This window comes from Massilia sp. ST3 (assembly GCF_018119405.1).
GTDB lineage: Bacteria > Pseudomonadota > Gammaproteobacteria > Burkholderiales > Burkholderiaceae_D > Telluria.
This window is the reverse complement of record NZ_JAGPWC010000063.1, coordinates 1-23,447: the sequence shown is the minus strand read 5'-3', so window position 1 is coordinate 23,447 and position 23,447 is coordinate 1. Positions and strand designations below refer to the sequence as shown.

The 23,447-nt window shown below is 68.2% G+C and carries 15 protein-coding genes and 1 riboswitch; of the genes, 4 read left to right on the top strand and 11 right to left on the bottom strand.

Going from position 1 to position 23,447, the window contains the following annotated elements; translation table 11 throughout:
- Positions 1–3 precede the first annotated feature (3 nt).
- Entirely contained in the window at positions 4–711 is a 708-nt protein-coding gene (locus tag KBW98_RS18545) for a glutathione S-transferase (protein ID WP_211521646.1), read from the bottom strand.
- 321 nt (positions 712–1,032) lie between these two features.
- On the opposite strand from KBW98_RS18545, the gene KBW98_RS18540 reads away from it, so the two are divergent.
- From KBW98_RS18540 to KBW98_RS18530, 3 genes are all read left to right on the top strand, one after another.
- Positions 1,033–1,953: a DUF535 family protein gene (locus tag KBW98_RS18540; protein WP_211521645.1), complete on the top strand. Its 921-nt coding sequence runs from the start codon at positions 1,033–1,035 to the stop codon at positions 1,951–1,953.
- A gap of 63 nt (positions 1,954–2,016) precedes the next feature.
- Positions 2,017–3,186: an iron-containing alcohol dehydrogenase gene (locus tag KBW98_RS18535; RefSeq protein WP_211521644.1), complete on the top strand. Its 1,170-nt coding sequence runs from the start codon at positions 2,017–2,019 to the stop codon at positions 3,184–3,186.
- A 155-nt stretch (positions 3,187–3,341) separates the two neighbouring features.
- Positions 3,342–3,440, top strand: a riboswitch (TPP riboswitch).
- A 57-nt stretch (positions 3,441–3,497) separates the two neighbouring features.
- Entirely contained in the window at positions 3,498–5,639 is a 2,142-nt protein-coding gene (locus KBW98_RS18530) for a TonB-dependent siderophore receptor (protein WP_373888968.1), read from the top strand.
- Between the two features lie 3 nt (positions 5,640–5,642).
- Here the strand turns inward: KBW98_RS18530 and KBW98_RS18525 are convergent, their stop codons facing one another.
- The 3 genes from KBW98_RS18525 to KBW98_RS18515 form a co-directional block, all read right to left on the bottom strand.
- Entirely contained in the window at positions 5,643–6,161 is a 519-nt protein-coding gene (locus KBW98_RS18525) for an AAA family ATPase (protein WP_211521643.1), read from the bottom strand.
- Positions 6,158–6,751: a nicotinamide riboside transporter PnuC gene (pnuC, locus tag KBW98_RS18520; protein WP_211521642.1), complete on the bottom strand. Its 594-nt coding sequence runs from the start codon at positions 6,749–6,751 to the stop codon at positions 6,158–6,160. Before pnuC ends, KBW98_RS18525 begins: the two co-directional genes overlap by 4 nt.
- 88 nt (positions 6,752–6,839) lie before the next feature.
- On the bottom strand, positions 6,840–8,978 hold the full coding sequence (locus KBW98_RS18515) for a S46 family peptidase (protein ID WP_211521641.1): 2,139 nt from the start codon (positions 8,976–8,978) through the stop codon (positions 6,840–6,842).
- Between the two features lie 215 nt (positions 8,979–9,193).
- On the opposite strand from KBW98_RS18515, the gene KBW98_RS18510 reads away from it, so the two are divergent.
- Positions 9,194–9,793 (top strand): hypothetical protein, encoded by a 600-nt coding sequence (locus KBW98_RS18510; protein WP_211521640.1) that lies wholly within the window; start codon positions 9,194–9,196, stop codon positions 9,791–9,793.
- Here the strand turns inward: KBW98_RS18510 and KBW98_RS18505 are convergent.
- The 7 genes from KBW98_RS18505 to KBW98_RS18475 form a co-directional block, all read right to left on the bottom strand.
- Positions 9,745–11,916, bottom strand: coding sequence for a TonB-dependent siderophore receptor (locus KBW98_RS18505; protein WP_211521639.1), 2,172 nt, complete (start codon positions 11,914–11,916; stop codon positions 9,745–9,747). The two genes, KBW98_RS18510 and KBW98_RS18505, sit on opposite strands and share 49 nt — an antisense overlap.
- Before the next feature lie 96 nt (positions 11,917–12,012).
- Positions 12,013–13,371 (bottom strand): serine hydrolase, encoded by a 1,359-nt coding sequence (locus tag KBW98_RS18500; protein WP_229429282.1) that lies wholly within the window; start codon positions 13,369–13,371, stop codon positions 12,013–12,015.
- A complete protein-coding gene (locus tag KBW98_RS18495; protein WP_211521638.1) occupies positions 13,372–14,352 on the bottom strand; it encodes an HDOD domain-containing protein in 981 nt (326 codons plus the stop codon).
- A 139-nt stretch (positions 14,353–14,491) separates the two neighbouring features.
- Complete coding sequence (locus KBW98_RS18490) at positions 14,492–15,892, bottom strand: efflux transporter outer membrane subunit (RefSeq protein ID WP_211521637.1); 1,401 nt, start codon at positions 15,890–15,892, stop codon at positions 14,492–14,494.
- Positions 15,893–15,897: 5 nt separating this feature from the next.
- Positions 15,898–19,152, bottom strand: a complete 3,255-nt coding sequence (locus KBW98_RS18485; protein ID WP_211521636.1) for an efflux RND transporter permease subunit — start codon at positions 19,150–19,152, stop codon at positions 15,898–15,900.
- Positions 19,149–22,244, bottom strand: coding sequence for an efflux RND transporter permease subunit (locus KBW98_RS18480; RefSeq protein WP_211521635.1), 3,096 nt, complete (start codon positions 22,242–22,244; stop codon positions 19,149–19,151). Before KBW98_RS18480 ends, KBW98_RS18485 begins: the two co-directional genes overlap by 4 nt.
- Before the next feature lie 136 nt (positions 22,245–22,380).
- A partial coding sequence (locus KBW98_RS18475) for an efflux RND transporter periplasmic adaptor subunit (RefSeq protein ID WP_211521634.1) occupies positions 22,381–23,447 on the bottom strand: 1,067 nt, incomplete at its 5' end.

Here is a 23,447-nt window from a genome sequence, read left to right as displayed (position 1 = left end):
GACCTACTGGTCCAGCTCCGGGTAGTAGCGGAACACGCCGTTCTGGTTGAAGGGAATGCGCCGGTCCGAGGCCAGGTAGGCCGCGATGTTCGGCCGCGCCGCCACCCGGTCGCGCAAGGCGGTGAGGGCCGGGTACTCGCGCTCCATGCGCTGGGTGGCCTTCGGGAAGGCGTAGCGCAAGCCCTCGATGACCTGGAACAGCGACAGGTCGACGTAAGTCAGCTTGTCGCCTACCAGGAAGTCGCGCGGTTCGGGGTTGGTCAGGATGCGCGCGAAATAGCCGAGGAACTTGGGGATGCGCGTCTCGACGAAGTCGGCGGCGCGCCGCAGCGCTTCCGGCTTCTGGTCTTCGTAGTACAGCGAGGTGGCGATCGGATGGTGGGTGTCGTGCGCTTCCGTCACTAGGTCGGCGATGGTCAGTTGCAACTGGTGGGCCCACAGGCGGCCGGGATCGGTGCGCGGCGCCAGGCCGTGCTGCTCGCCCAGGTACATCAGGATGTTGGCGACCTGCCCGACCGTCATCTCGCCGGCCTTCAGGAAGGGCGGCGCGAAGGAGGGATACTCCTCGGTGTCGAGGGCGGCGGTGAGCAGGTCCATGCCCCCTTCGCGCCGCGCCACGTCGACGTAGTCGGCGCCGGCTTCCTCGAGCGCCAGCCTGACGAATTCCCCGCGCCCCTGGATGCCGGGCCAATAATAGAGTTCATACACCATCGCCACCTCCGGTCTGCATCGGTCCGCGCATTATCGGTGATGATTTAGAAGCCTGTCGCCGCACAAACATGGTAGTCTTGTAGTGCCTGCCTGGCAAAAACAAAAAGTCAACATGCGAGAGAGAGACCAGACCATGAACACGTCCCGTTTCGTTGGTTCCCCACCACTCTATTCGTTTCATCCGGGCACGAGTTAGCGTTTCAGCGGATAATTGCAGGGCGGAATTAACATTCCGCCGAGCACGTCCACGTCGTGTGGACGCGTGATAAAGACTGGCCGCCCGCTTGTGGCGGCCGACACTTTAGGCCGACTGGAGCGTCCATGAACATCGCTCACCTTCCGAATCCCGTGCACGGCATCGCCCGCCGCCTGCGCATGCTGCGCTATTGGCGCGAGCACCAGGCGCTGAGCCGCCTGGACCTGATCCGCCGTTTCGCCGAAGCCTCGCCCAACGGCGATCCCTTCGACCACCTGGGCGACCGCGAATTCCTGATGCGCGGCCTGAGCGCGCGCGAACGCGTGCAATGCGTGCTGTCGCACTACCGTTTCGAGGACGCCCGCTTCAACAGCGCCTATAAGGACGCGGTGTACGGCGGGGGCGGCCTGAACCTGTGGCAGCACGAAGGCGAGGAGCACCAGTTCGTCCTGCGCCTCGAGATGGCCCCGCGCCACGACGCCGAGGGCGACCTGACGATCTCGCTGGTGGCCGACGGCCAGTACCTGCACCGCCTGTCCTACACCTGGGTCGACGGCGCGATGGTCGGGGTCGACATGCCGACCGTGCCCTTCCTGAGCCGCAACCAGGGCCGCTGGGCCGATTCCGGCGCCGCCTTCGAGGCCTTCGACAAGGTCTTCCCCAACAATTCCCCGAGCTTCTTCTGCTTCGCCGCGATGCAGGGCGTGGCCCAGGCGCTGGGCATGGACCGCGTGGTGGCGATCCGCTGCACCGCCCACATCGCCTACGATCCGCAGGACATCCGCCACTTCGAGAACGCCTACGACGGCTTCTGGCGCATTTTGGGCGGCGCCGAGAAGGACGAGCGCAGCTTCCTGATCCGCCTGCCCTTCTACCTCAAGCCGCTGGAAGACATGCCGTCCAAGCACCGCAAGCGCGCGGCGCAGCGGCGCGAGCACTGGCGCGCCATCGGCGACTCCACCCGCAGCACCCTGCTGCGCCACATGGTCCAGCAACAGGCGGCCAGCGCCAGCCAGGCCACGGCGGCGGCCACCGCCGAGGCATAAAGGCAGCGCCGGTGCGATTCGGCGATAATCCCCTCTTTGTCTGATTACAAAGAGGGGTTCGCCTTGCATAACTTCGATTTCCACAATCCGGTCCGCGTGCTGTTCGGCCAGGGCCAGATCGCCAGCTTGTCCACCCTGGTGCCGGAAGGCGCCCGCGTCCTGATGCTCTATGGCGGCGGCAGCATCCGCGCCAACGGCGTCTACGACGAGGTCAAGGCCGCGCTGGCCGGGCCGCAGTCCAGACATACTGTGCTCGAATTCGGCGGCATCGAACCGAATCCCACCTACGAAACCTTGCTGCGCGCAATCGAACTGGTGCGCGCCGAGCGCATCGACTTCCTGCTCGCCGTGGGCGGCGGCTCGGTCATCGACGGCACCAAGTTCATCGCCGCGGGCGCCCTCCTCGACGGCGACCCGTGGAGCATCTTCGAACAGCGCGCCGCCAATATCCACGCGGCCCTGCCTTTCGGCGCCGTACTGACCTTGCCGGCCACCGGTTCGGAAATGAACTCGGCGGCCGTGGTCACCCGCAAGGCCACGCTGGAAAAGCGCGCCTTCGCCTCGCGCCACGTATTCCCGCGCTTCGCGGTGCTGGACCCCACCAAGACCTACAGCCTGCCGGCGCGCCAGGTCGGCAACGGCGTGGTCGACGCCTTCGTGCACGTGATGGAGCAGTACCTGACCTATCCCGTCGACGCCAAGGTGCAGGACCGCTTTGCCGAGGGCCTGCTGCTGACCCTGGTGGAGGATGGCCCCAAGGCCCTGAGCGAGCCGGAGAACTATGATGTGCGCGCCAACCTGATGTGGACCGCGACCCTGGCCCTGAACGGCCTGATCGGCGTCGGCGTGCCGCAGGACTGGGCGACCCACATGATCGGGCATGAGCTGACCGCCCTGTATGGCCTCGACCACGCGCAGACCCTGGCGGTGGTGCTGCCGGCCATGCTGCGCGTGCGGCGCGAGGCCAAGCGCGCCAAGCTGCTGCAGTACGCGGCGCGCGTGTGGGGTCTTACCGAGGGCGGCGAGGATGCGCGCATCGACGCGGCGATCGAACGCACCGAGGCCTTCTTCGAGAGCGTGGGCGTGCCGACCAGGCTGTCGGGCTATGGGCTGGGCAAGGAGAACGTCGAGCCGGTGCTGGCGGCGCTGGAGGCGCACCGTCTTACCAAGCTGGGTGAGGACCGGGGCGTGACGCTCGAGGTCAGCCGTCAAGTCCTGGAATTGAGCGTCTGATCCGGCGTGGTTTGAACGCGTGGACGGGGGACCCGTCCACCCTACAGCTAGCGTCACGTAGGGTGGACGGCTCTGCCGTCCACGCGTCCAACCGCCGCCGAACCGTCCAAACCATTGCCACTTCCACCACGTCCCGCACGGACGTGCTACACTCGCGCCTTCGCTAGGGGTCCTGGAACCGATGTTCCGGGTGAGACATACCCTTCGTACCTGATCTGGATAATGCCAGCGAAGGAAAGCGCAACGCAGTTCCCTCCTTGTTTGCCCTTCCCCCACGTTGGCTCCGGCTTTTTTGAAAAGCAGCGCGCCCCGTGGCGCGCGAAGACGAGCACACCATGAACTTCAAGCTGAAACACACCGTCCTTGCCTGCGCCATCCTGCAGGCTTTCTCCGCAGCGGCGCAGGACCAGGTCCAGTCCGTCGTCGTCACCGGCAGCAAGTGGGTCGCCACCGACCGCGCCGCCATCGGCGGCTTCTCCGACACGCCCCTGATTGACACCCCGGCCTCGATCACCGCGATGACCCAGGGCCAGCTGCAGGACCTGTCGATCCGCAGCGCCACCGAGGCCGTGCGCTTCGACGCCTCGGTCGGCGATGCCTATAACGCGGTCGGCTACGCCGAGCAGTTCTCGATCCGCGGCTTCGCCCTGGACAACGCCACCAGCTACCGCAAGGACATGGTCGCCATTCCGGGCGACACCCAGATCCCGCTCGAGAACAAGCAGAGCTTCGAGATCCTGCGCGGCCTGGCCGGCCTGCAGGCGGGCGTGGCCGCGCCGGGCGGCATGGTCAACTTCGTCACCAAGCGCCCGACCGCGGCGCCGCTGCGCTCGGTGACCGTCGAAGCGCGCGAGCGCGGCACCCTGTACGGCGCCATCGACCTGGGCGGACGCTTCGCGGACCGCCGCTTCGGCTATCGGCTGAACGCCGCCGCCGAAGACCTCAAGTCCTATGTCCGCGGCGCCGACGGCGAGCGCCAGTTCGTCTCCGCCGCCTTCGACTGGCGGATCTCGCCGGACGCCCTGCTGCAGCTCGACGTCGACCACCAGCACAAGTCGCAGATCACCGCGCCCGGCTACCAGCTGATCCGCAACGAAGTCCTGCCGGCGAAGGTATCGGCCAAGACCCTGCTCAACGCCCAACCCTGGACCCGCCCGGTCGATACCGACAGCAGCAACCTGGGCCTGCGCTTCGAGTACCGCTTCGGTCCGGACTGGAACGCCACCGTCACCGCCAACAAGCACTGGTTCAAGCGCGACGACTACACCGCCTTCCCCTACGGCTGCAGCAACGAGGCCGAGGGCTTCTATCCGGGCTACTGCTCGAACGGCGACTACGACGTCTACGACTACCAGAGCGTCGGCGAACGCAAGACCCCGTTCGGCATCCAGGCCCTGGTGCAGGGCCGCTTCGCCACCGGCGGCCTGCGCCACGCGCTCAACCTGGGCGCGGGCTATGCGGAACGCCACGACAGCTTCGGCGCCTATGTCTACGACTACGCCGGCTACAGCAACATCTACCAGAACCTGATCGTCGATCCGGCGCCGGGCAACCCGCGCACCGGCCCCGTGATGGAGCGCCGCGCCAACGAGGAGAGCTCGCTGTTCGTGCAGGACGTGGTGACCCTGTCGCCGATGCTCACGCTGCATGCCGGCGCGCGCTACGTCAAGCTCAAGCGCGACGAACTGGCCGAGCTGGAACTGCCCTGGGTGCATGCCGAGGATTCCTTCGTGCTGCCGAGCGTGGCCCTGGTCTACAAGCCGTCGATCGACTGGTCGGTGTACGGCTCGCTGATCCACGGCCTGCAGTACGGCGGCATCGCGCCGATGGAGACCGCCAACCAGAACGCCGCCCTGCCCCCGAGCCGCTCGAAGCAGGCGGAGTTCGGCGTGAAAGGCATCATCAACCAGCAGATGATGGTGAGCGCGGCCCTGTTCGAGATCACCCAGGGGCTGGAATACATCAACGGCGCCAACGCCTTCGTGCGCGCCGGTGAGCAGCGCCACCGCGGCATCGAGCTGTCGGCCCAGGGCAAGGCGACCCAGAACCTGAGCTACAGCGTCTCGGCCTCCGCGCTCGACGCGGAGCAGAACGGCACTGGCGACCCGGCGGTGGAAGGCAAGCGCGTCACCAACGTGCCGGAGTTCCGCTCGGCCGCCTGGGTGGAATACGCGGTGCCGCAGCTGCCGGGCCTGAAACTGGACGCGCTGTGGCAGTACTCGGGCAACAAGGCATTCGATCCCGCCAACCGCGTGACGGTGCCGGGCTACCACGTGGCGGGTTTCGGCGGCTCCTATGCGCTGCGCCTGGGCGGCGTGCAGACCACGATCCGCGCCCGCGTCGACAACGCCTTCGACAAGTTCTACTGGCGCGACGTGACGCAGGCGCTGGGCGGCTACCTGCTGCCGGGCGCGCCGCGCACTTTCCGCGTGTCGGCCCAGTTTGACTTCTGAGCGCTAGGCGGGCCCCAGCAGCTTCTCCACCTGCCGCAGCCGCTGCGGCAGGCTCCCCTCCAGCAGGACGTAAGGAATGCCCCTTGCGTCCAGCGTCTCCAGCAGCATCCGGTGCACCATCTGGCGCACTTCTTCCGATTCGCGCTGCAGCCCGTCCGGCTCCCACGGACTGTCGGGCGCCGTCACGAAAGTGCGGTCGTAGTCGTGGACCGCTTCCAGTCGTGCCAGCTGCGCATCCACCCTGCCCCAGTACACGCGGCTGTAGAGCGCCGTCATCAGGGGCGTGGTGTCGCAGAACAGGAAGCGCTTCGCCCGCGCCAGCACGGCCTGCTCGCGTTCGCGCTGGGTGCGCGCGATGCCGAACTGGTCATGCTCGTAGGGCACGCGTCCCTGGACATCGACGAATTCGCGCAGGTACTCGGGCACCCACACCGTGCCGTAGTGCGCCGCCAGGGCCTCGGACAGGGTGGACTTGCCGGACGACTCGGCGCCCAGGATCGCGATGCGCTGAACGGCCGTCATGCATCCCTCCGCGCGATGTTGCCCCAGGCGCGCAGGCCGGTCCAGGCCAGCAGCACGAACACGCCGTACAGGAAGGCGGTCAGCATCAAGCCCTTGTAGACATACAGGCCGACGTAGAGGATGTCGACCACGATCCACACATGCCAGTTCTCGACCTTCTTGCGGCCCAGCAGGAGCTGGCCGACCAGACTGCCGGCGGTCAGGAAGCCGTCCGCATGCGGCACGTCGGTGTCGGTGAAACGGTCGAGGAAGGACGACAGCAGCAGGAAGCCGAGCAGCCAGCCGGCCAGCGACCATCTCCAGCCCTTGCGGTCCAGACGCGTGACGACCAGGGGAGCATTGGCGGCGCCGTGCAGCCACTGGTACCAGCCCCACAGCGACGCCGCGATGAACACGAACTGCAGGCCCATGTCGCCGTACAGGCGCGCCTCGTAGAACACCACGGCATAGGTGGCGGACGAGGCGATCGAGAACAGCCAGGCCCAGTGCTTCTGGCGGATGTTGAGCACGACGGTCGTGACCGCGAGCAGGAAGGAGATCAGTTCCAGCGGCGTGGTGGCCAGCGGGCCCAGTTGGAGCAAGTCGTTCATGCGGCGACAGTGTATAGGCGGCGGGGCTTGGTAAGCAAAAAGGCCGCGGCGTGGTGGTCGCCGCGGCCCGGTCGAACTGGTCGCCCGCTTACTTCTTCGGGTACTTGACCGTCATTTCCTTGAGCAGGTTGTCGGCATGGTCGACTTCCTTCATCACCCACAGCATGTAGCGGATATCGACGTGGATCGCGCGCGTGATCGCGCTGTCGAAGTACCAGTCCTTGGTGATCGATTCATAGGTCGAGTCGAAGTTCAGGCCCACCAGTTCGCCGCGCTTGTTCATCACTGCCGAACCCGAGTTGCCGCCGGTGGTGTCGGCGCTCGACAGGAAGTTGACCGGCACGGTGTTCAGCACCGGGTCCTTGAACACGCCGTAGCGCTTGGCCTTGATCGCCTCGCCCAGCGCGCTTGGGACGATGAAGGGCTCCTTGTTGCTCGCCTTCTCGGTGATGCCTTCGACGGTCGTGAACGGGCCCTTGAGCAGGCCGTCGCGCGGTGCATACGGCGCCACGGTGCCGTAGGTCACGCGCAGGGTCGAGTTCGCGTCCGGATAGACCGGCTTGCCCTGCGACTTCTTCCAGGCGATGACCGCGCTCATATACTGCGGGATCACGCGTTCCAGGTTGCCGTCGATCTCGTTGCGCTGGTTCTCCAGCGCCATGCCGGTATCGTGCAGGCGCACGGCCAGCTGGATGAAGGGGTCGCCCGACTTGCGGAAGGCTTCCGGGTCCTTGCCGATCCAGGCCAGGCGCTTGGCGGTGTCCGACAGCTCGCTCGCCTTGTACATCGCGTTGAGTGCGGCGGGCGCCGGCAGCAGCGCGTCCAGGCCTTGCGGGCGGACCTTGGCGTCGATGCGCGCGTAGCGCTGCAGCGCGGCGCCGTAGCGGGCTTCGTCGACCTGCGGCACGAAGGACTGTTCGAGGCGGGTCAGGCGCGCCTTGATGAAGGACAGGTCGCGTTCCTGGTAGCCGCTTTCGCGCTGGGCGTCCGGCTTCTGGCGCTCCAGCGCCAGGCGGTACAGGGTGCGCGCGCTCTTCAGCAGGTCGCTGTGGGTCGCTTCCAGCCAGGCCGCTTCCTGGCGCGATTGCGCCATGTCGGCTTCGATCACGCCATCCAGTTCGGCCAGCAGGTTCCTTGCGCCGTTGCCGTGCTGCTTGTGCCAGGCGCGGAACTCGGCGTCCTGCACGTCCTTGATGGCGGCGATGTCCTTGCGCGCGAAGCCGTCGAGCAGGCCCTGGGTCTTCTTGAGGACGTTGTTCAGGCTCTTGTCGACGCTGGCGTAGCGCACGTTCCAGGCCGGGTTGCCCATGGTGGCGGCGGCGATCACGGACAGGTCGGCGGTGATGGTGGCCACCTTGGCCGGGAAGTCGACGTCGCGCGCGAAGCGGATTTCCGACGGCAGCTTGTAGCGGCTGGTGCGGCCCGGATAGCCGGCCAGCAGGATCGGATCGCCCGCCTTCAGGCCCTCGGCGGAGACGACCAGGAAGTCCTTCGATTTATAGGGCACGTTATCCGGCGACGGATCGGCCGGCCGACCGTCCTTGCCCACGTAGGCGCGCAAGAAGGAGTAATCGCCGGTCTGGCGCGGCCATTCGTAGTTGTCGATGTCGCCGCCGAAGTTGCCGATGCGGTCGGACGGCGCGTACACCAGGCGCACGTCGCGGATCATCAGCTGCTTGATGCGGTAGTACTCGAGGCCGCGGTGGAAGGCCGGCACCGAGCAGCGCACCGACTTGTCGGTTTCGCATTCCGCGATCAGGGCCTTGACGCGCGATTCGACCAGCTCGTGACGTTCGCGGCCGGACATGCTTGGGGACAGGCCCTTGAGCACGCGCTCGGTCACGTTCTCGACCTTCTCGGTCACGTACACCAGCGTGTTCGGGCCGCCCGGCAGCTCCTCGGCACGGGTCCTGGCCAGGAAGCCGTTGACGATGTAGTTCTTCTCAGGGGTCGAGTTGCGCTGGATGGCGCCGTAGGCGCAGTGGTGGTTGGTGACCACCAGTCCGTCGGGCGACACGAAGGACGCCGAGCAGCCGCCCAGCGACACGATCGCGCTCATCGGGTGCTTGGTGAGGTCGGCCAGCTTCTCGGCCGGCATGGTGATGCCGATGCGCTTGAGTTCGGATTTCAGCTGCGGCAGCTGGTGCGGCTGCCATTGACCTTCGTCGGCGACGGCGACAGTGGCTGCGCCCAACAGGGCGACAGGAAGGACGATGGATTTGAACAAGGTGTTCCCCTGGATGAAAAAAACAAAGCGCGAGTATAGCCTTGTTGAGTTGGGGTGCGGTGGTTTTCAGGCGTATTGACGGGTCCTTACTGTCGTGGTCCGTTTCCAACGCCACCCGTGCACGCCTGCGCGCGAATGGCGGGCGCAGGCGGAATGCGCTAGTCTGGAACGGCCGATTGCGCCCTGCCCTGTTCGCCGTCCCGATGGAGGAAACCATGTGGAAACGCGTCCTGTCGTCCCTGTTCGCCGCAGCCGCCAGCCTTGCCGCGCCGCTCCAGGCGCAAGACTGGCGGACCTTCAGCTATACCGGCTTCCTGGACCAGGAAACCGGGCGCTTCGATCCCATTATGCGGCTCGACGGCGCTTTCCGGGGCAGTGACGGGAACCGCAACGGCATGCTCGAACTCGCCGAGCTCGATGGTTTCTTCTGGAACGGCTACGATTATTTCAGCCGTCCCGAAGGCGGCTGCTACGGCGCCCGCTGCGAGCTCAAGCAATTCAACTACGCGCTCGGCAGCGGCGAGCTGTTCATGGACGTCGAATGGGGCTACTCCGACGAGGCCACGATTGCTTCTTCGAAGACGATCACGGGCCTGAGCCACGTCGAACGCGGCGAGACCGGCTTCCGCCCGCCCTTCTTCACCTATGAAGACACCTGGCTGTGGACCGAGCAGACCAGCTTCGCCGTCGTGCCGCCGCCGGTCAGCGAACCGCCCTTCGCCGCCATGCTGGCGGCCGGACTACTGCTCGCCGCAGCCGGAGCGCGTCAGAAGCGCGTCTCGAGCGTCACCCGCGCCATCGTCGTGCCCGGGTAAACCATCGTGCGGCGCAGCGTGCCGCCGTCGGCCGCGAGGTAGCGCGCGTCGGACACGAAGTCCTGGCCGAGCAGGTTCGACAGCGCTACCCGCAGCTGGTATTGCGGATTGAACTTCCACAGCGCGTAGACGTCGAGGTCGCGCCGCACGCTCTGGTAGCCCAGCTGGTTGAGGTTGATGCGCACCGGACCGCCGCTCTTGAAGGCGAAGCTGGAACCGGCCGCCAGCTTGCCCCCGAACGTCTTGACGTCCACGCCCAGGGTGCCTGACAGCGGGGTCTGCTGGTCGAGGCGGTTGTCCGGGCCGGGCACCGCATCCACCCGCGACCAGTTGCGCGCGATGCTGGCGCGCAGGTCGAGGTCCGGCGCATCCTGCATCACCGCCGACAGGGGGAATTTCGCTTCCAGTTCCACGCTGCGCGTACTGGCGCGGCCGTCGTTGACGGGGGTCTGGATCCAGCGTCCGTTCTCCAGGATCAGGCCCTGGCGCGTGAAGTCGCGGATGCGCCGCACCGAGACGCTGGCGCTCAGCAGCGCCTTCTCGGCCCAATAGTGCTCGTAGGAGGCGTCGATGCCGGTCGCCAGTTCGGGCTGGAGGTCCGGGTTGCCGCGGAAGTCGGGTTCGGTCTGGCTGTTGTTGGGCGTGGTGAAGCGGCGCGGAATCAGGCTGCTGGCGGCGGGCGCCTTGTAGGTGCGGGTCAGGGCCAGGCGCAGCTGGTCGCGGCTGTCCGGCAGCTTGTACAGGGTCTGGGCCAGCGGGCTCCACACGCTGTTGCGGCGGCTGACGGTGGCGAAGGTGTTGCCTTCGCTGGTGGTCTCCAGGCCTTCCCAGCGCAGGCCGGCGTACATCGACCAGCGCGGCGTCAGGTTCCACTCGTCCTGGGCGAACAGCGCCAGGCGCTTGACGCGCGCCTCGTAGGCTTCGTCGGGGTCCACCACGCGGCCGGTCAGCGGAAAGACCTCGTGTTCGATGCGCGCGTCGTCGCGCAGGCTGTAGCCGCCGTCCCAGCCCATCGCCAGCGCATGGTCGGTCCGCCAGGGCATGGACAGCTTGCCGGTGCTGCTCAGGCCGCGCTCGCGGGTCGCGCTCCATACCGTGGAGTCGCGCGCCCGCAGGCCGGCGCTGTCGTCCTGCTCGCGGTACAGGCCTTTGCTGCGCAGGCCGTTCACGCCCAGCTTGAGGTCCAGCTTGGCGCCGTCGCCCAGCTTGCGCACCCAGTTCAGGTCGGTGCGTGCGATGGTGTTGCGGCCGGTCGAGCGCATGTCGCGCGCGTCGTAAAGCGGCCGCGGCCCGAGCAAGGTGTCGGTGACGACGTGGCCGTGGTACTGGTTGCGGTTGTGGTTGACCAGCGATTGCCAGGTGAGCGTGTCGCCCTCCTCCAGGTTCCAGTTGATGCGCGGCGTCAGGTTCAGGCCATACGGGCTGCCCTCGTCGCGCTGCATGGCGCGGCGCTGCATCGTCGAGCGGCCGTCGGGCGCGGTCGCGCTTTCCTCCGCCGGTGCGGGGCGGTCGAAGTGGAAGCGCCAGGCGCTGGCGTTGAGCGAATACGACATCTTGCCGGCGCGGTCGGACAGCTGCAGGCTGGCGTTCGGGTTGCTGGCGTCGCTGCTCTTGCCGGCGCCGAGCTTCAGTTCGCGCTGCGCCTTCTGGATCGCTTTCCTGAGCACGATGTTGATGGTGCCGGCGATCGACTGGGTCGAGAACTCGGCGCTCGCCGCGCGCAGGATCTCGATGCGCTCGATAGCGTCGGGCGAGAGCTCGTCGATGGAGAAGCCGGCCGGCGCGCGCTCGCCGTTGATCAGGATCTGGGTGTAGCCGCTGCCCAGGCCGCGCATGCGCACCTCGCCTCCGCCGCGCCCGGCCGCGCCGCTGACCGTGATGCCGGGCAGGCGCTTGAACACGTCCAGCACCGAGGTGTCGCCATAGCGCCGGATTTCCTCGCTGGTGACGACGATCTTGCTGGCGGTGTCGTCGCGGCGCGGGTCGTAGCCCGTGGCGTCGGCCTTGACCTCGACGGTCTGGATCTTCGCTTGCGGGGCCGGCGCGGGCGCCGCATCAGGACTGGTTTGTGCGTGGGCGGAATGGGCGGCGAACAGGAGTGCGGCGGCGGTCGGGCGAAGCATGGACGGTGCGGGAACAATGCAAAAACGGTAAGGGATGCGTATTCTGCCCCAAGCCCGGGACCTGCGCTGTCTTTACCGCAAAATATTCACCACGCATCAGCGCGGCGCGATCGCTCCGCGGTACAAGGCGTCGGTGATGCGCTCCTGGAAGCGCGCCTCGGAAGAGAAGCGGCCGGGCTGCAGGTCCGGGTTCGCGCCCACGCCGCTGCTCACGTAGATCATCCCGTCATTCGTGCGCGGGTCGAACACGAACAGGGCGTTCAAGCCCCAGGACCAGCCCAGGTGGCCGACACCCTTGAAGCCGCCGCCCTCGACCAGGCGGTCGCCGCTGGCGCGCCCCTGCTCGACCTTGCTGATGTCGAGGAAGTGCTGGTTGCCCAGGCCCCAGGCCTGGTACAGGCCGCGGAAGTTGTCGCTGTCGCCGCTGCCCTTGATGCCCTTGCCGTCCAGGGTCCATTGGCGGCCCAGCATCGTGGCCACGGTCGCCGGTTGAAGAATCTGCCGGCCGCCGTGGCGGCCTTCGTTCATCAGCATCAGCATGATGGCGGCCAGTTCGTCGGCCGAGATGCGCAGGCTGCCCTGCGGCCCGAACAGGGTGCCGTTGGTCCCCGCCACATACTGGTCCAGGCCTGCGGGCGCACTGGGTGGCGCCGCACCGAAATCGTCGGACTGGGCGATCCAGGGGCCGTCCGGGTCCCATCGCTCGGCGCCGTCCTTTTCGCGCTTGCGGTACAGGGTGGCGACGTCGTCGATCCGCGCGGGCGCGAAGTCGGCCAGGTAGAAACCGGCCTTGAGGCCCATCGGATCGAAGACCAGCTTGCGCATCAGGCGGTCGAAACGCTCGCCGCCGGCGCGTTCCATCAGGGTGGCGACAATGCCCGAATTGAAGTTGACGTAGTCGAAGTAGGTTCCGGGGCCGGCTTTGGCCGACCAGGCCTGGCCCTGGCCGTAGTGGCGCCCGCCGGGGACCAGCACTTCGCGCAGGTCGACTTCCGGGTCCCACTTGAAGCCGGCGTCGTCGCGCAGCGAAGAGGTATGCGTCAGCAGCATGCGCAGGGTAATCGCGTGCTCGGGGAAATGCGGGTTGCGCAGGCGGTAGCCAAGGACATCGCTGACGTCACTGTCAAGCGCCAGGCGGCCCTGCTCCACCAGTTTCATCGCCCCGATCGCGGTGGCCAGCTTGGAGACCGAGGCGACGCGGAACATGGTGGCGGCATCCATCGGCCGGGCCGGCGTGCCTGGCGTCGCCAGGCGCTTGCTGCCCAGCTGGCGGCGGTAGACGATCTCGCCGGCGCGGATCGCGACCACGGACAGGCCGGGCAGCGGCATGGCCGGATCGTTCAAGATCGCCTCGAGCCGCCGGGTCAGGGCCGCGGCGCGCCCTTCCGCCAGCGGCGCAGCCGCCGCCGGGATGGAAACGAGAGACACGAGGAGCAGCCCAGCGATCGCTTTCAATCAATCGTCCAGGTCGCCCAGCTTGCCCAGGCAGCGGCGCTGGAAGTTGTCGAGCCCCGAGGTGACGAAGGGATCGTCCGCGGGAATCACTTCGGCGTCGATCAGCAGGCGCAGCTTGGCGACCCGGTCGCCGTGCGCGAGCGCCTCGGCCAGCGGCGTGCTCGGGCGGCCGGCGTGGACGATGGCTTCGGCCACCTGCGGCGGGAAGTCCCAGTGCGACGCGATGACCGCCGACAGCTGGCGGCTGATGTTCAGCAGGCGCAGGCCGAACTCGCTGGAACCCGGCATCCGCCCGCCCTCGCAGTGGCGGCCGGCCATGCGGAAAGCGACGACCAGGCCGACGTTCTGCATCAGGCCCGCCAGGTAGGCCTCGAACACGCTGGCGGACATGCCCGGCGCCAGCATGCTGGACGCGAAGGCGCATTTCTCGGACTGGTCCCAGACGATCGGCAAGGCGTGGCGCGCGAAGCCGTCCACTTCCATCCTGACCAGCGGGCGCAAGGCGATGCGCGCCAGCAGCATGCGCACGCCGTTCAGGCCCAGCATCATGACGGCCGCTTCGAGGGTCTTGATCGGCGTGAGCGGGCGGTAATAGGCGCTGTTCGATTCGCGGATCACTTCCGCCACCAGCACGGTGTCCTGCGCCAGCTCGCGCGACAGCTCGGTGGCCGACAGGTTCTCGTCCATCAGGCTGCGCATCAGCTTGGGAATCAGCTCCGGCACGCGCGGCACCAGTTCGGCGGCGCTGTCCGGATCGTGGACCAGCATGCGCACCCCGTCCAGGATGCGGTGCTGGAGTTCCTTCGAGGCGTCGTAGCCGGCCGCCGCGGTCAGCCAGCGGTAGTAGGTGGCGTCGACCTCCCGGGACAGGGCTCCCAGCTCGGGATCCTGCTGTCCTTCGTCCTGCTCTTCCTCCGGAGCCTCAGGAACCGGTGTCTCTTTTTCCGAGCCGCCCAGCAAGCGGCCTATCCATTTTTTCATAGCGGTGGCGAATACGTCAGCGAACCCGTCGATTGTAATCTTTCCACCTGGAAACTTCCAGCGCGGAGTGATTACCCCTCTTCCATAGTCTACGCCGACCCGCTTCCGATAGCATCATCCATGCAGGCGCGGCTGGTCCCTACTGCGCCGTACCGGCGCGCCAGCCGCCGCCCAGCCACTGGATCAGCGCCACCGCGGCCGTCTGGCGGTCGGCCTGCACCTGCACCAGGGCGCGCCGCGCCGACAGCGCCGTCGCCTGGGCCTGCACCACCTCGGTATAGCTGACCTGCCCGGCCTTGTAGCGGTTCAGCATCTGCTCCTCGACCAGGTTGGCCGCTTCGGCCGCCTGGCGCCGCAGGTCCTGCTGCTGGGCCAGCACGCGCGTGGCCGAGAGCTGGTTCTCGACGTCGGCGAAGGCGTCCAGCACGGTCTGGCGGTAGCGCGCCACGGCCGCCTGGTGGCGCGCCTCGGCGCCCTGCACGCCTGCGCGCGTGGCGCCGGCATTGAACAGGGCCTGGGCCGCCGACAGGCCGAAGGACCAGGCCGCGCTCGAGGCGGAAAACAGGTCGCCCACCTTGCTGGCCGCGCCGCCATACGAGGCGCTCAGGCCGATGTTCGGGAAGTAGGCGGAGCGGGCCACGCCGATCTCGGCGTTCGCGGCGGCCACGTCGCGTTCGGCGGCGGCGATGTCGGGGCGGCGCTGAAGCAGGGTCGCCGGCACCCCGGTTGGCACCTCGGGCACGGTCACGGTCCAGGACTGCGGCGCCAGGGTGAATTCGCTCGGCGCGCGCCCCACCAGCACGGCGATCGCGTGTTCGAGCTGGGCGCGCTGGCGCGCCAGGCCCAGTTCCTCGTTGCGGGCGTTGGCGAGCTGGGTCTGCGCCTGCAGCACGTCGGACTTGGCCGCGATGCCCGCGTTGAAGCGGTTCTGCGTAATCTGCAGCACACGCTCGTAGCCCTCGACCGTGGTGGCGAGCAGTGCGCGCTGGGCGTCCAGCTGGCGCAGCGAAAAGTAATTGCTGGCCAGCTCGCCCTGCACCGCCAGGCGCACATTGGCCAGGTCGGCGGCCGTCGCTTCGGCGCCGGCCTGGGCGCTGCTGACGGAATTGCGCAGGCGCCCGAACAGGTCCGGCTCCCAGCTGCCGCCGATCGACACGCGGTACTGGTTGGACGGCGAGCGCTCGCCGCCCCCCGCCCGGTCGGCGCCCGCCCCCAGCGACACCACCGGGAACAGCGCGGCGCGCTGCTGGGCCACCACGGCGCGGGCCTGGGCATAGTTGGCCACCGCGGCCGCCACTTCCTGGTTGGCACGCGCCGCTTCGTCCGCCAGGCGGTTCAGTTCCGCGTCCCCGAACAGCTGCCACCAGGGCCCGCGTTCGAGGGCGTCGGCGGGCGCCGCCGGCACCCAGCCCTGGGCTTCCTTGAAGGCGGCGGGTTCGGGCGTGCTCGGGCGCTGGTAGGCGGGGCCCACGGCGCAGCCGGCCGCCAGCGCGGCGGCCAGGGCGACGATAGGAAGGCGGAGGATGGGAATGGTTCGCATAGGCTTCATGGCTTGGCTAGGGAAGGACCGTCCTCGTCGCCGAGGGGATGCCGGGTCAGCTCGCGCTCGGACGCGGTCCTGGTGCGCAGCTTGTCGAGCAGCACGTAGACCACCGGCGTGGTCAACAGGGTCAGCACCTGGCTGGCGACCAGGCCGCCGATGATGGCCACGCCCAGCGGGCGGCGCAGCTCGGAGCCTTCGCCGAAGCCGATCGCCAGCGGCAGCGCGCCGAGCGCCGCGGCCAGGGTGGTCATGAGGATGGGGCGGAAGCGCAGCAGGCAGGCTTCGCGCACCGCCTCGACGGCCGTCAATCCGCGCGCTCGCTCCGCTTCGAGGGCGAAGTCGATGATCAGGATGGCGTTCTTCTTGACGATGCCGATCAGGAGGAAGACCCCGATCAGGGCGATGATCGAGAACTCCATCCGGAACAGCAGCAGGGCCAGCACGGCGCCCACCCCGGCCGAGGGCAGGGTCGAGAGCACCGTCACCGGGTGCACCAGGCTTTCGTACAGGATGCCGAGCACGATGTAGATCACGATGATGGCCGCCGCGATCAGGAAAGGCTGCTCCTTGTTCGATTCCTGCGCCGCCTTGGCCGTGCCCTGGAAGCTGCCGCGCACGTTGGTCGGCATGCCGATGTCGGCTTCGGCCTGGCGCACCGCGGCCTGGCCGTCCTCCAGGTTGGCGTTCTCGGCAAGGTTGAACGACACCGTCGTCGCCAGCGCGCCGTCCTGGTGGTTGACCGAGGTCGGGGTCGAGCTTTCCTCGTAGCGCGCCAGCGCCATCAGGGGGACCATCGTGGTGGCGCTGGCGCCCAGGGCCTGGCCGCTGGACGGGTCGCGTGCGGCGGTCAGGTTGGCGGGTGTGGACGAGGTGGCCGGTGTGCCCGTGCCGGCGGCCTGCTGGGCCGCCGTGCCCCTGGCCGGCACATGGACGTCGCGCAGCGCCTCGGGCGACTGGGCGTAGCGCTGGGCCACGCCCATCACCACGTGGTACTGGTTCAATTCGTCGTAGATGTTGGCCACCTGGCGCTGGCCGAAGGCGTTGTACAGGGCGTTGGTCACGTCGCGCGTGCTGATCCCCATGCGCGCGGCGCTGTCCTTGTCGATCGTGACGAAGGTCTCGACGCCGTTCTCGGCCTGGTCGGTGTCCACGTCCACCAGCGCCGGCTGGCGCTTCATGGCCTCGGCCAGCTTGCCGGCCCACAGCTTGAGGTCGGCCGCGTTGTCGCTCTTGAGCGTGTACTGGTAGGTCGAGTTGCTGGAACGCCCGCCCATGCGCAGGTCCTGCACCGGATTCAGGAACAGCGACACGCCGGTCACCCGCGCCAGCTGCGGACGCAGGCGCGCGATCACGGCCTGCCCTGCTTCATCGCGCTGGTCGGCGGGCTTGAGGTTGATGAACATGAAACCGCCGCCGGCGCGCCCGCCGCCGGTGAAGCCGACTACCGTGTCCACCGCCGGGTCGCGCTTGATGATGTTGACCAGCTGGCGCATCTTGGCCTGCATGGCCTGGAAGGAGATGCTCTGGTCGGCGCGGATGCCGCCGCTGATCTGGCCCGTGTCCTGCTGCGGGAAGAAACCCTTGGGCGCGGCCGCGAACAGGTAGACGTTCAGGCCGATCACGAACACCAGGCTGAACATGACCAGCAGCTTGCTGTCCAGCGCCCAGTCGAGAGAATGCTCGTAGGCGCGCAGCACGCGCCCGAAACCTCTCTCCGACCAGCGCGCCAGGCGCCCCGGCTTGCGCTCCTTGTCGCGCTCTTTGTCATTCCTGCGCAGCAGCCAGGCGCACATCATCGGCGTGGTGGTCAGCGAGATCACCAGCGAAATCATGACCGCCGCCGACAGGGTGACGGCGAATTCGCGGAACAGCCGCCCCACCTGCCCGCCCATGAACAGCAGCGGAATGAAGACCGCCACCAGCGACAGCGAGATCGACAGCACGGTGAAGCCGACCTCGCGCGCGCCCAGCAGCGCGGCCTTCATGCGGTCCATGCCCTGCTCGATGTGGCGGCTGGTGTTTTCCAGCACCACGATGGCGTCGTCGACCACGAAGCCGGTGGCCACCGTCAGCGCCATCAGCGACAGGTTATTCAGCGAGAATCCCAGCAGGTACATGACGCCGAAGGTGCCCAGCAGCGAAACCACGGTGGCCACCGCCGGCACCACGGTGGCGCGCACGCTGCGCAGGAACACGCTCACCACCAGCACCACCAGCAGGATCGACAGCAGCAGGGTGAATTCGATCTCGTGCAGCGAGGAGCGGATCGAGTTGGTGCGGTCGGAGGCCACCTGCAGGCTCACGTCGCCCGGGAGCTGGGCCTGGAGCGAGGGCAGCAGCGCGCGCACGCCGTCCACGGTCTCGATCACGTTGGCGTCCGGCTGGCGCGTCACGAGCACGATGACGGCGGGCTGGCCGTTGAACAGGCCAATGGTGTTGATGTTCTCGGGCCCGTCGATGACCTCGGCCACGTCGCGCAGGCGGATCGCGGCGCCGTCGCGCCAGGCCACCACCAGGTCGCGGTAGTCGGCGGCGCTGCGGCCGTTGCCCGTCATGGCCGGCTGCGAATAGATCTGGAAGCGCGTGCCGCCACCCTCGATCACGCCCTTGGGCCGGTTCGGGTTGCTGGCCTGGATCGCCGCGCGCACATCCTCGGCCGACACGCCGTAGCGGTTGAGCGAGTAAGGCACCAGCTCGATGCGCACCGCCGGCAGCGAGCCGCCGCCGATCTCGACCTCGCCCACGCCCTTCACCTGGGCCAGGCGCTGCTGCACGATGTTCGACACCGACTCGTAGATCTGGCCCGGCGTGCGGGTCTTGGACGTCAATGCCAGGATGATGACCGGGGCGTCGGAAGGATTGGCCTTGCGGTAGGTCGGGTTGCTGCGCAAGGTGGCCGGCAGGTCGGCGCGGGCCGCGTTGATGGCGGCCTGCACCTCGCGCGCGGCCGAGTCGATCTTGCGGTTCAGGTCGAACTGCAGGCTGACCCGGGTCGAGCCCGTGCTGCTGCTGGAGGTCATTTCGTTGACGCCGGCGATGGTGCCAAGGCGGCGCTCGAGCGGCGTGGCCACGCTCGAGGCCATGGTCTCCGGGCTGGCGCCGGGCAGCGAGGCCGACACCGAGATGGTCGGGTAGTCGACCTGCGGCAGCGGCGAGACCGGCAGCACGAAGAAGGCGGCGATGCCGGCCAGCGCGATCCCCAGGGTCAGCAGGACCGTCGCGATCGGGCGCTCGACGAAGGGGCGCGAGAGGTTCATGCCCCGGCCTCGCTTGGTTGATGGGGAGCCTTGCCGGACCAGCGGCGCGCGGCGCGGTCGAAGGCCAGGTAGATCACCGGTGTGGTGAACAGGGTCAGCAGCTGGCTGACAATCAGGCCGCCGAAAATGGCCAGGCCCAGGGGCCGGCGCAGCTCGGCGCCTTCGCCCCAGCCGAACATCAGCGGGACCGCGGCGAACAGGGCCGCCAGGGTCGTCATCAGGATCGGGCGGAAACGCAGCAGCGCGGCCTGGCGGATCGCATCGAGCGGCGACTTGCCCTGGTCGCGCTCGGCCTCGATGGCGAAGTCGATCATCATGATGGCGTTCTTCTTGACGATGCCGATCAGGAGGATGATGCCGATAATGCCGATCACGCCCAGCCCCTGCCCCGTCACCCACAGCGCCAGCAGCGCGCCCACCCCGGCGGAAGGCAGGGTCGACAGGATGGTGAGCGGGTGGATGTAGCTCTCGTAGAGCACGCCCAGCACGATGTAGACGCAGACCACGGCCGCCAGGATCAGCCACAGCTGGTTGGACAGCGAGGCCTGGTAGGCGCCGGAGGCGCCGAGGAAAGTCATGCTGACCGAGGCCGGCATCCTGATCTCTTCGGCCGCTACCCGGATGGCATCGACCGCCTGCCCCAAGGAGACGCCGGAGGCGGTGTCGAAGCCGACCGTGGCCGCCGGGTACTGGGCCACGTGGGTGACCTGGAGCGGCGCCTGGCGCTCGGAGATGGTGGCCACCGCCGACAAGGGCGTCGGCTGGCCGGAGCTGGTGCGCAGCTGCAGGTTGGCGAGGGCGTCCAGGGACATGGCCTGGTCCTGTTCCGCTTCGAGGATGACGCGATACTGGTTGGTCTCGGTGAAGATGGTCGAGACGATGCGCTGGCCGAAGGCGCTGTACAGGGCGTCGTCGATCGAGGCGGCCGTCACGCCCAGGCGCGAGGCGGTGTCGCGGTCGATGTCGATGAAGGCGGCGGCGCCTTGTGCGCCGGCGTCGGTGGTGGCGTTGCGCAGCTGCTTCAGGGTGCGCATCTTCTCGACCAGCTTGTGCGCCCATTGATTGACGGTGGCGCTGTCGGCGCCTTCGATCGACAGGCGGTACTGCGTCGGGCCACTCTCGGCATCGATGGTCAGGTCCTGGGTCGGCTGCAGGTAGAGGGTCACGCCCGCCACGTTCGCCACGCGCGCGCGCAGGCGCTCGATGGTCTCTTCCTGGTCGCCACGGTCCGCCTTCAGGTTGATCAGCATGGTCCCGGTGTGCAGCATGGTGTTGTTGGCCGCGTCCACGCCCACGTAGGAGCTGAGCGAGGCGACTTCTGGGTCGCGCAGGATCTCGCGCGCCGCGGCCTGCTGCAGGGCCGCCATGTCGCGGTAGGAGATCGACTGGCGGGTTTCCAGGCGCGCCTGCAGCTGGCCGGTGTCCTGGGTCGGAAACAGGCCTTTCGGGATCACCGCCCACAGCAGCGCGGTCAGCACCAGGGTGCCGAGCGCCACGACCAGGGTCAGGCCCTGGCGCGCCAGCACCCAGGAAAGAAGCACGTCGTAGCGCTCGATCACCCGGTCGAAGAAGGCCTGGGTCTTGCGCGCCAGCCGGCCCGGGTGCTCGTCCTCGTGGGCGCGCAGCCAGCGCGCCGCCATCATCGGCACCAGGGTCAGGGACACCACGGCCGAGATCAGGATCGTGATCGCCAGGGTCACCGCGAATTCGCGGAACAGGCGGCCCACCACGTCGCCCATGAACAGCAGCGGAATCAGGACCGCGATCAGGGACACGGTCAGCGAAATGATGGTGAAGCCGATCTGGGTGGCGCCCTTCAGCGCCGCGGCCATCGGCTTCTCGCCCTCTTCGATGTAGCGCGCGATGTTCTCGATCATGACGATGGCGTCGTCGACCACGAAGCCGGTGGCGATGGTCAGCGCCATCAGCGACAGGTTGTTCAGGCTGTAGCCGAGCAGGTACATGATGCCGAAGCTGCCGATCAAGGAAATCGGCACCGCCAGGCTGGCGATCACGGTGGCGCGCAGGCTGTGCAGGAAGGCGAAGATCACCAGCACCACCAGCACCACCGCCAGCAGCAGCTCGATCTGCACGTGCTCGACCGAGGCGCGGATGCCGGCGGTGCGGTCGCTCAGCACGTCCATGCGTACCGAGGCCGGCAGGCCGGCCTGCAGCTCGGGCAGGCGTTCCTTGATGCCGTCCACGGTGGCGATCACGTTGGCGCCAGGCTGGCGCTGCACGTTCAGGATGATGGCCGGCTTCATGTTGGCCCAGGCGCCCAGGCGCACGTTCTCGGCGCTGTCGACCACCCGCGCCACTTCCTCCAGCTTGACCGGCGCGCCATTCCGGTAGGCGACAATCAGGTTCTTGTAGTCGGGGACCGTGAGCAGCTGGTCGTTGGCGTTGATCGCATATGAGCGCGTGGGGCCGTCGAAGCTGCCCTTGGCGCTGTTGGCGTTGGCCGCCGTGATGGCGCTGCGCAGGCTGTCCAGGCCCAGGCCATAGGAAGCCAGCGCCTCGGTATCGGCCTGGATCCGCACCGCCGGGCGCTGGCCGCCCGAGAGCGTGACCAGGCCGACGCCCGAGACCTGGCTGATCTTCAGGGCCAGGCGGGTGTTGACCAGGTTCTGCACCTCGGTCAGCGGCAGCGTGTCGGAGGTGATCGCGAGCGTCAGCACCGGCGCGTCGGCCGGATTCACCTTGGCGTAGACCGGCGGCGCCGGCAGGTCGGTCGGCAGCAGCGAGCCGCCCGCGTTGATCGCGGCCTGCACTTCCTGCTCGGCCACGTCCAGGGTCTGGCCCAGGCCGAACTGCAGGGTGACCACCGAAACGCCGGCGGCGCTGGTGGAGCTCATGCGGGTCAGGCCGGACATCTGGCCGAACTGGCGCTCCAGCGGCGCGGTGACGGTGCGCGCCATCACTTCGGGGCTGGCGCCGGGGTACAGGGTCTGCACCTGGATGGTCGGGAAGTCGACCTGGGGCAGCGCGGACAGGGGCAGGAAGCGGTAGCCGACCAGGCCGGCCAGGACGATGGCCAGCATCAGGAGGGCTGTCGCGACCGGCCGGTGGATGAAGGGGGCGGAGGGGCTCATTGCCACGCGCCCTTCATCCCGTCGTTCCCGCGCAGGCGGGAATCCAAGTTCGCATGCGTACCCGACTGCTCGACGAACTTGGTTTCCGGCCTTCGCCGGAACGACGACTCAGGGGGCGCGGGTCGGACTCGCTCGTTCATTGCTGCGCTCCCTGGCGCTGGCGGCCTTCGCCCTGCCCGCGCCCCTGCCGTTGTCCGGCCCCGGCCGGACGATCACCCGGCACGTTGACCTTGGCCCCGTCACGCAGGCGGTCCGCGCCTTCCGTAATCACCTGCTCGCCCGCCTTCAATCCGGTCCTGACCTGCACCTTGTCCACCGTCGCCTCGCCCCGCGTCACGTTACGCAGCGAGACCGTCTTGTCCTTCGCATTCAGCACATACACGAAGTCCCCGTTCGCCCCGTGCCGCAGCGCCGTCACCGGCACCACGACCGCATCCTCGATCGTGTTCACCTGCAGGCGCAGGTTGACGAACTGGCTGGGGAAGAGCTTGCCGTCGGCGTTCGCGAAGCGGGCCTTGGCGCGCACGGTGCCGGTCTGGACGTCGACCTGGTTGTCGAGCGCGCTGAAGGCGCCGGTGGCCAGTTCCTGGGTGCGGGTGCGGTCCAGCGCCGTTGCCGGCAGTTTCGCCTTGGCCGCGATGCGCGACTGCAGCGCCGGCAGCTGGTCCTGCGGCACCGTGAATTCGACGTCGATCGGCGAGAGCTGGGTGATCACGGCGATGCCGTTGGCGTCGCCGCTGCCTACCAGGTTGCCGATGTCGACCGTGCGCAGGCCCACCCGGCCGCTGATCGGCGCCTTGACCGAGGCATAGCCCAGGTTCAGGCGCGCCGTGCCTTCCGAGGCGCGGTCGGTCATGACCGTGCCCTCGAGCTGCTTGACCAGCGCGGCCTGGGTGTCGACTTCCTGGCGTGCGATCGAATCCTGCTCCAGCAGGGTGCGGTAGCGCGCCAGGGTGACGCGGGCGCTCTCCAGCTGGGCCTCGTCGCGCTGGCGCTGGCCGCGCGCCTGCATCAGGGCCATCTCGAAGGAGCGCGGGTCGATGCTGGCCAGTACCTGGCCCTCCTTCACCATCTGCCCTTCGCTGAAGTGGATCTTCTGGATCACGCCCGATACCTGCGGCCGCACCGTGGCCGTGGCGGCCGGCACCACCGTGCCCAGCGCCTCGAGCGTGACCGGGATGTCGGCCTGCTCGGCGGTCGCCA

Excerpts from the sequence above, each read along its gene's own strand:
- KBW98_RS18545 (WP_211521646.1), bottom strand. The coding sequence starts at position 711 with ATGGTGTATGAACTCTATTATTGGCCCGGCATCCAGGGGCGCGGGGAA.
- KBW98_RS18540 (WP_211521645.1), top strand. The coding sequence starts at position 1,033 with ATGAACATCGCTCACCTTCCGAATCCCGTGCACGGCATCGCCCGCCGC.
- KBW98_RS18525 (WP_211521643.1), bottom strand. The coding sequence starts at position 6,161 with ATGACGGCCGTTCAGCGCATCGCGATCCTGGGCGCCGAGTCGTCCGGC.
- pnuC (WP_211521642.1), bottom strand. The coding sequence starts at position 6,751 with ATGAACGACTTGCTCCAACTGGGCCCGCTGGCCACCACGCCGCTGGAA.
- KBW98_RS18510 (WP_211521640.1), top strand. The coding sequence starts at position 9,194 with ATGTGGAAACGCGTCCTGTCGTCCCTGTTCGCCGCAGCCGCCAGCCTT.
- KBW98_RS18505 (WP_211521639.1), bottom strand. The coding sequence starts at position 11,916 with ATGCTTCGCCCGACCGCCGCCGCACTCCTGTTCGCCGCCCATTCCGCC.
- KBW98_RS18495 (WP_211521638.1), bottom strand. The coding sequence starts at position 14,352 with ATGAAAAAATGGATAGGCCGCTTGCTGGGCGGCTCGGAAAAAGAGACA.
- KBW98_RS18490 (WP_211521637.1), bottom strand. The coding sequence starts at position 15,892 with ATGCGAACCATTCCCATCCTCCGCCTTCCTATCGTCGCCCTGGCCGCC.
- KBW98_RS18485 (WP_211521636.1), bottom strand. The coding sequence starts at position 19,152 with ATGAACCTCTCGCGCCCCTTCGTCGAGCGCCCGATCGCGACGGTCCTG.
- KBW98_RS18480 (WP_211521635.1), bottom strand. The coding sequence starts at position 22,244 with ATGAGCCCCTCCGCCCCCTTCATCCACCGGCCGGTCGCGACAGCCCTC.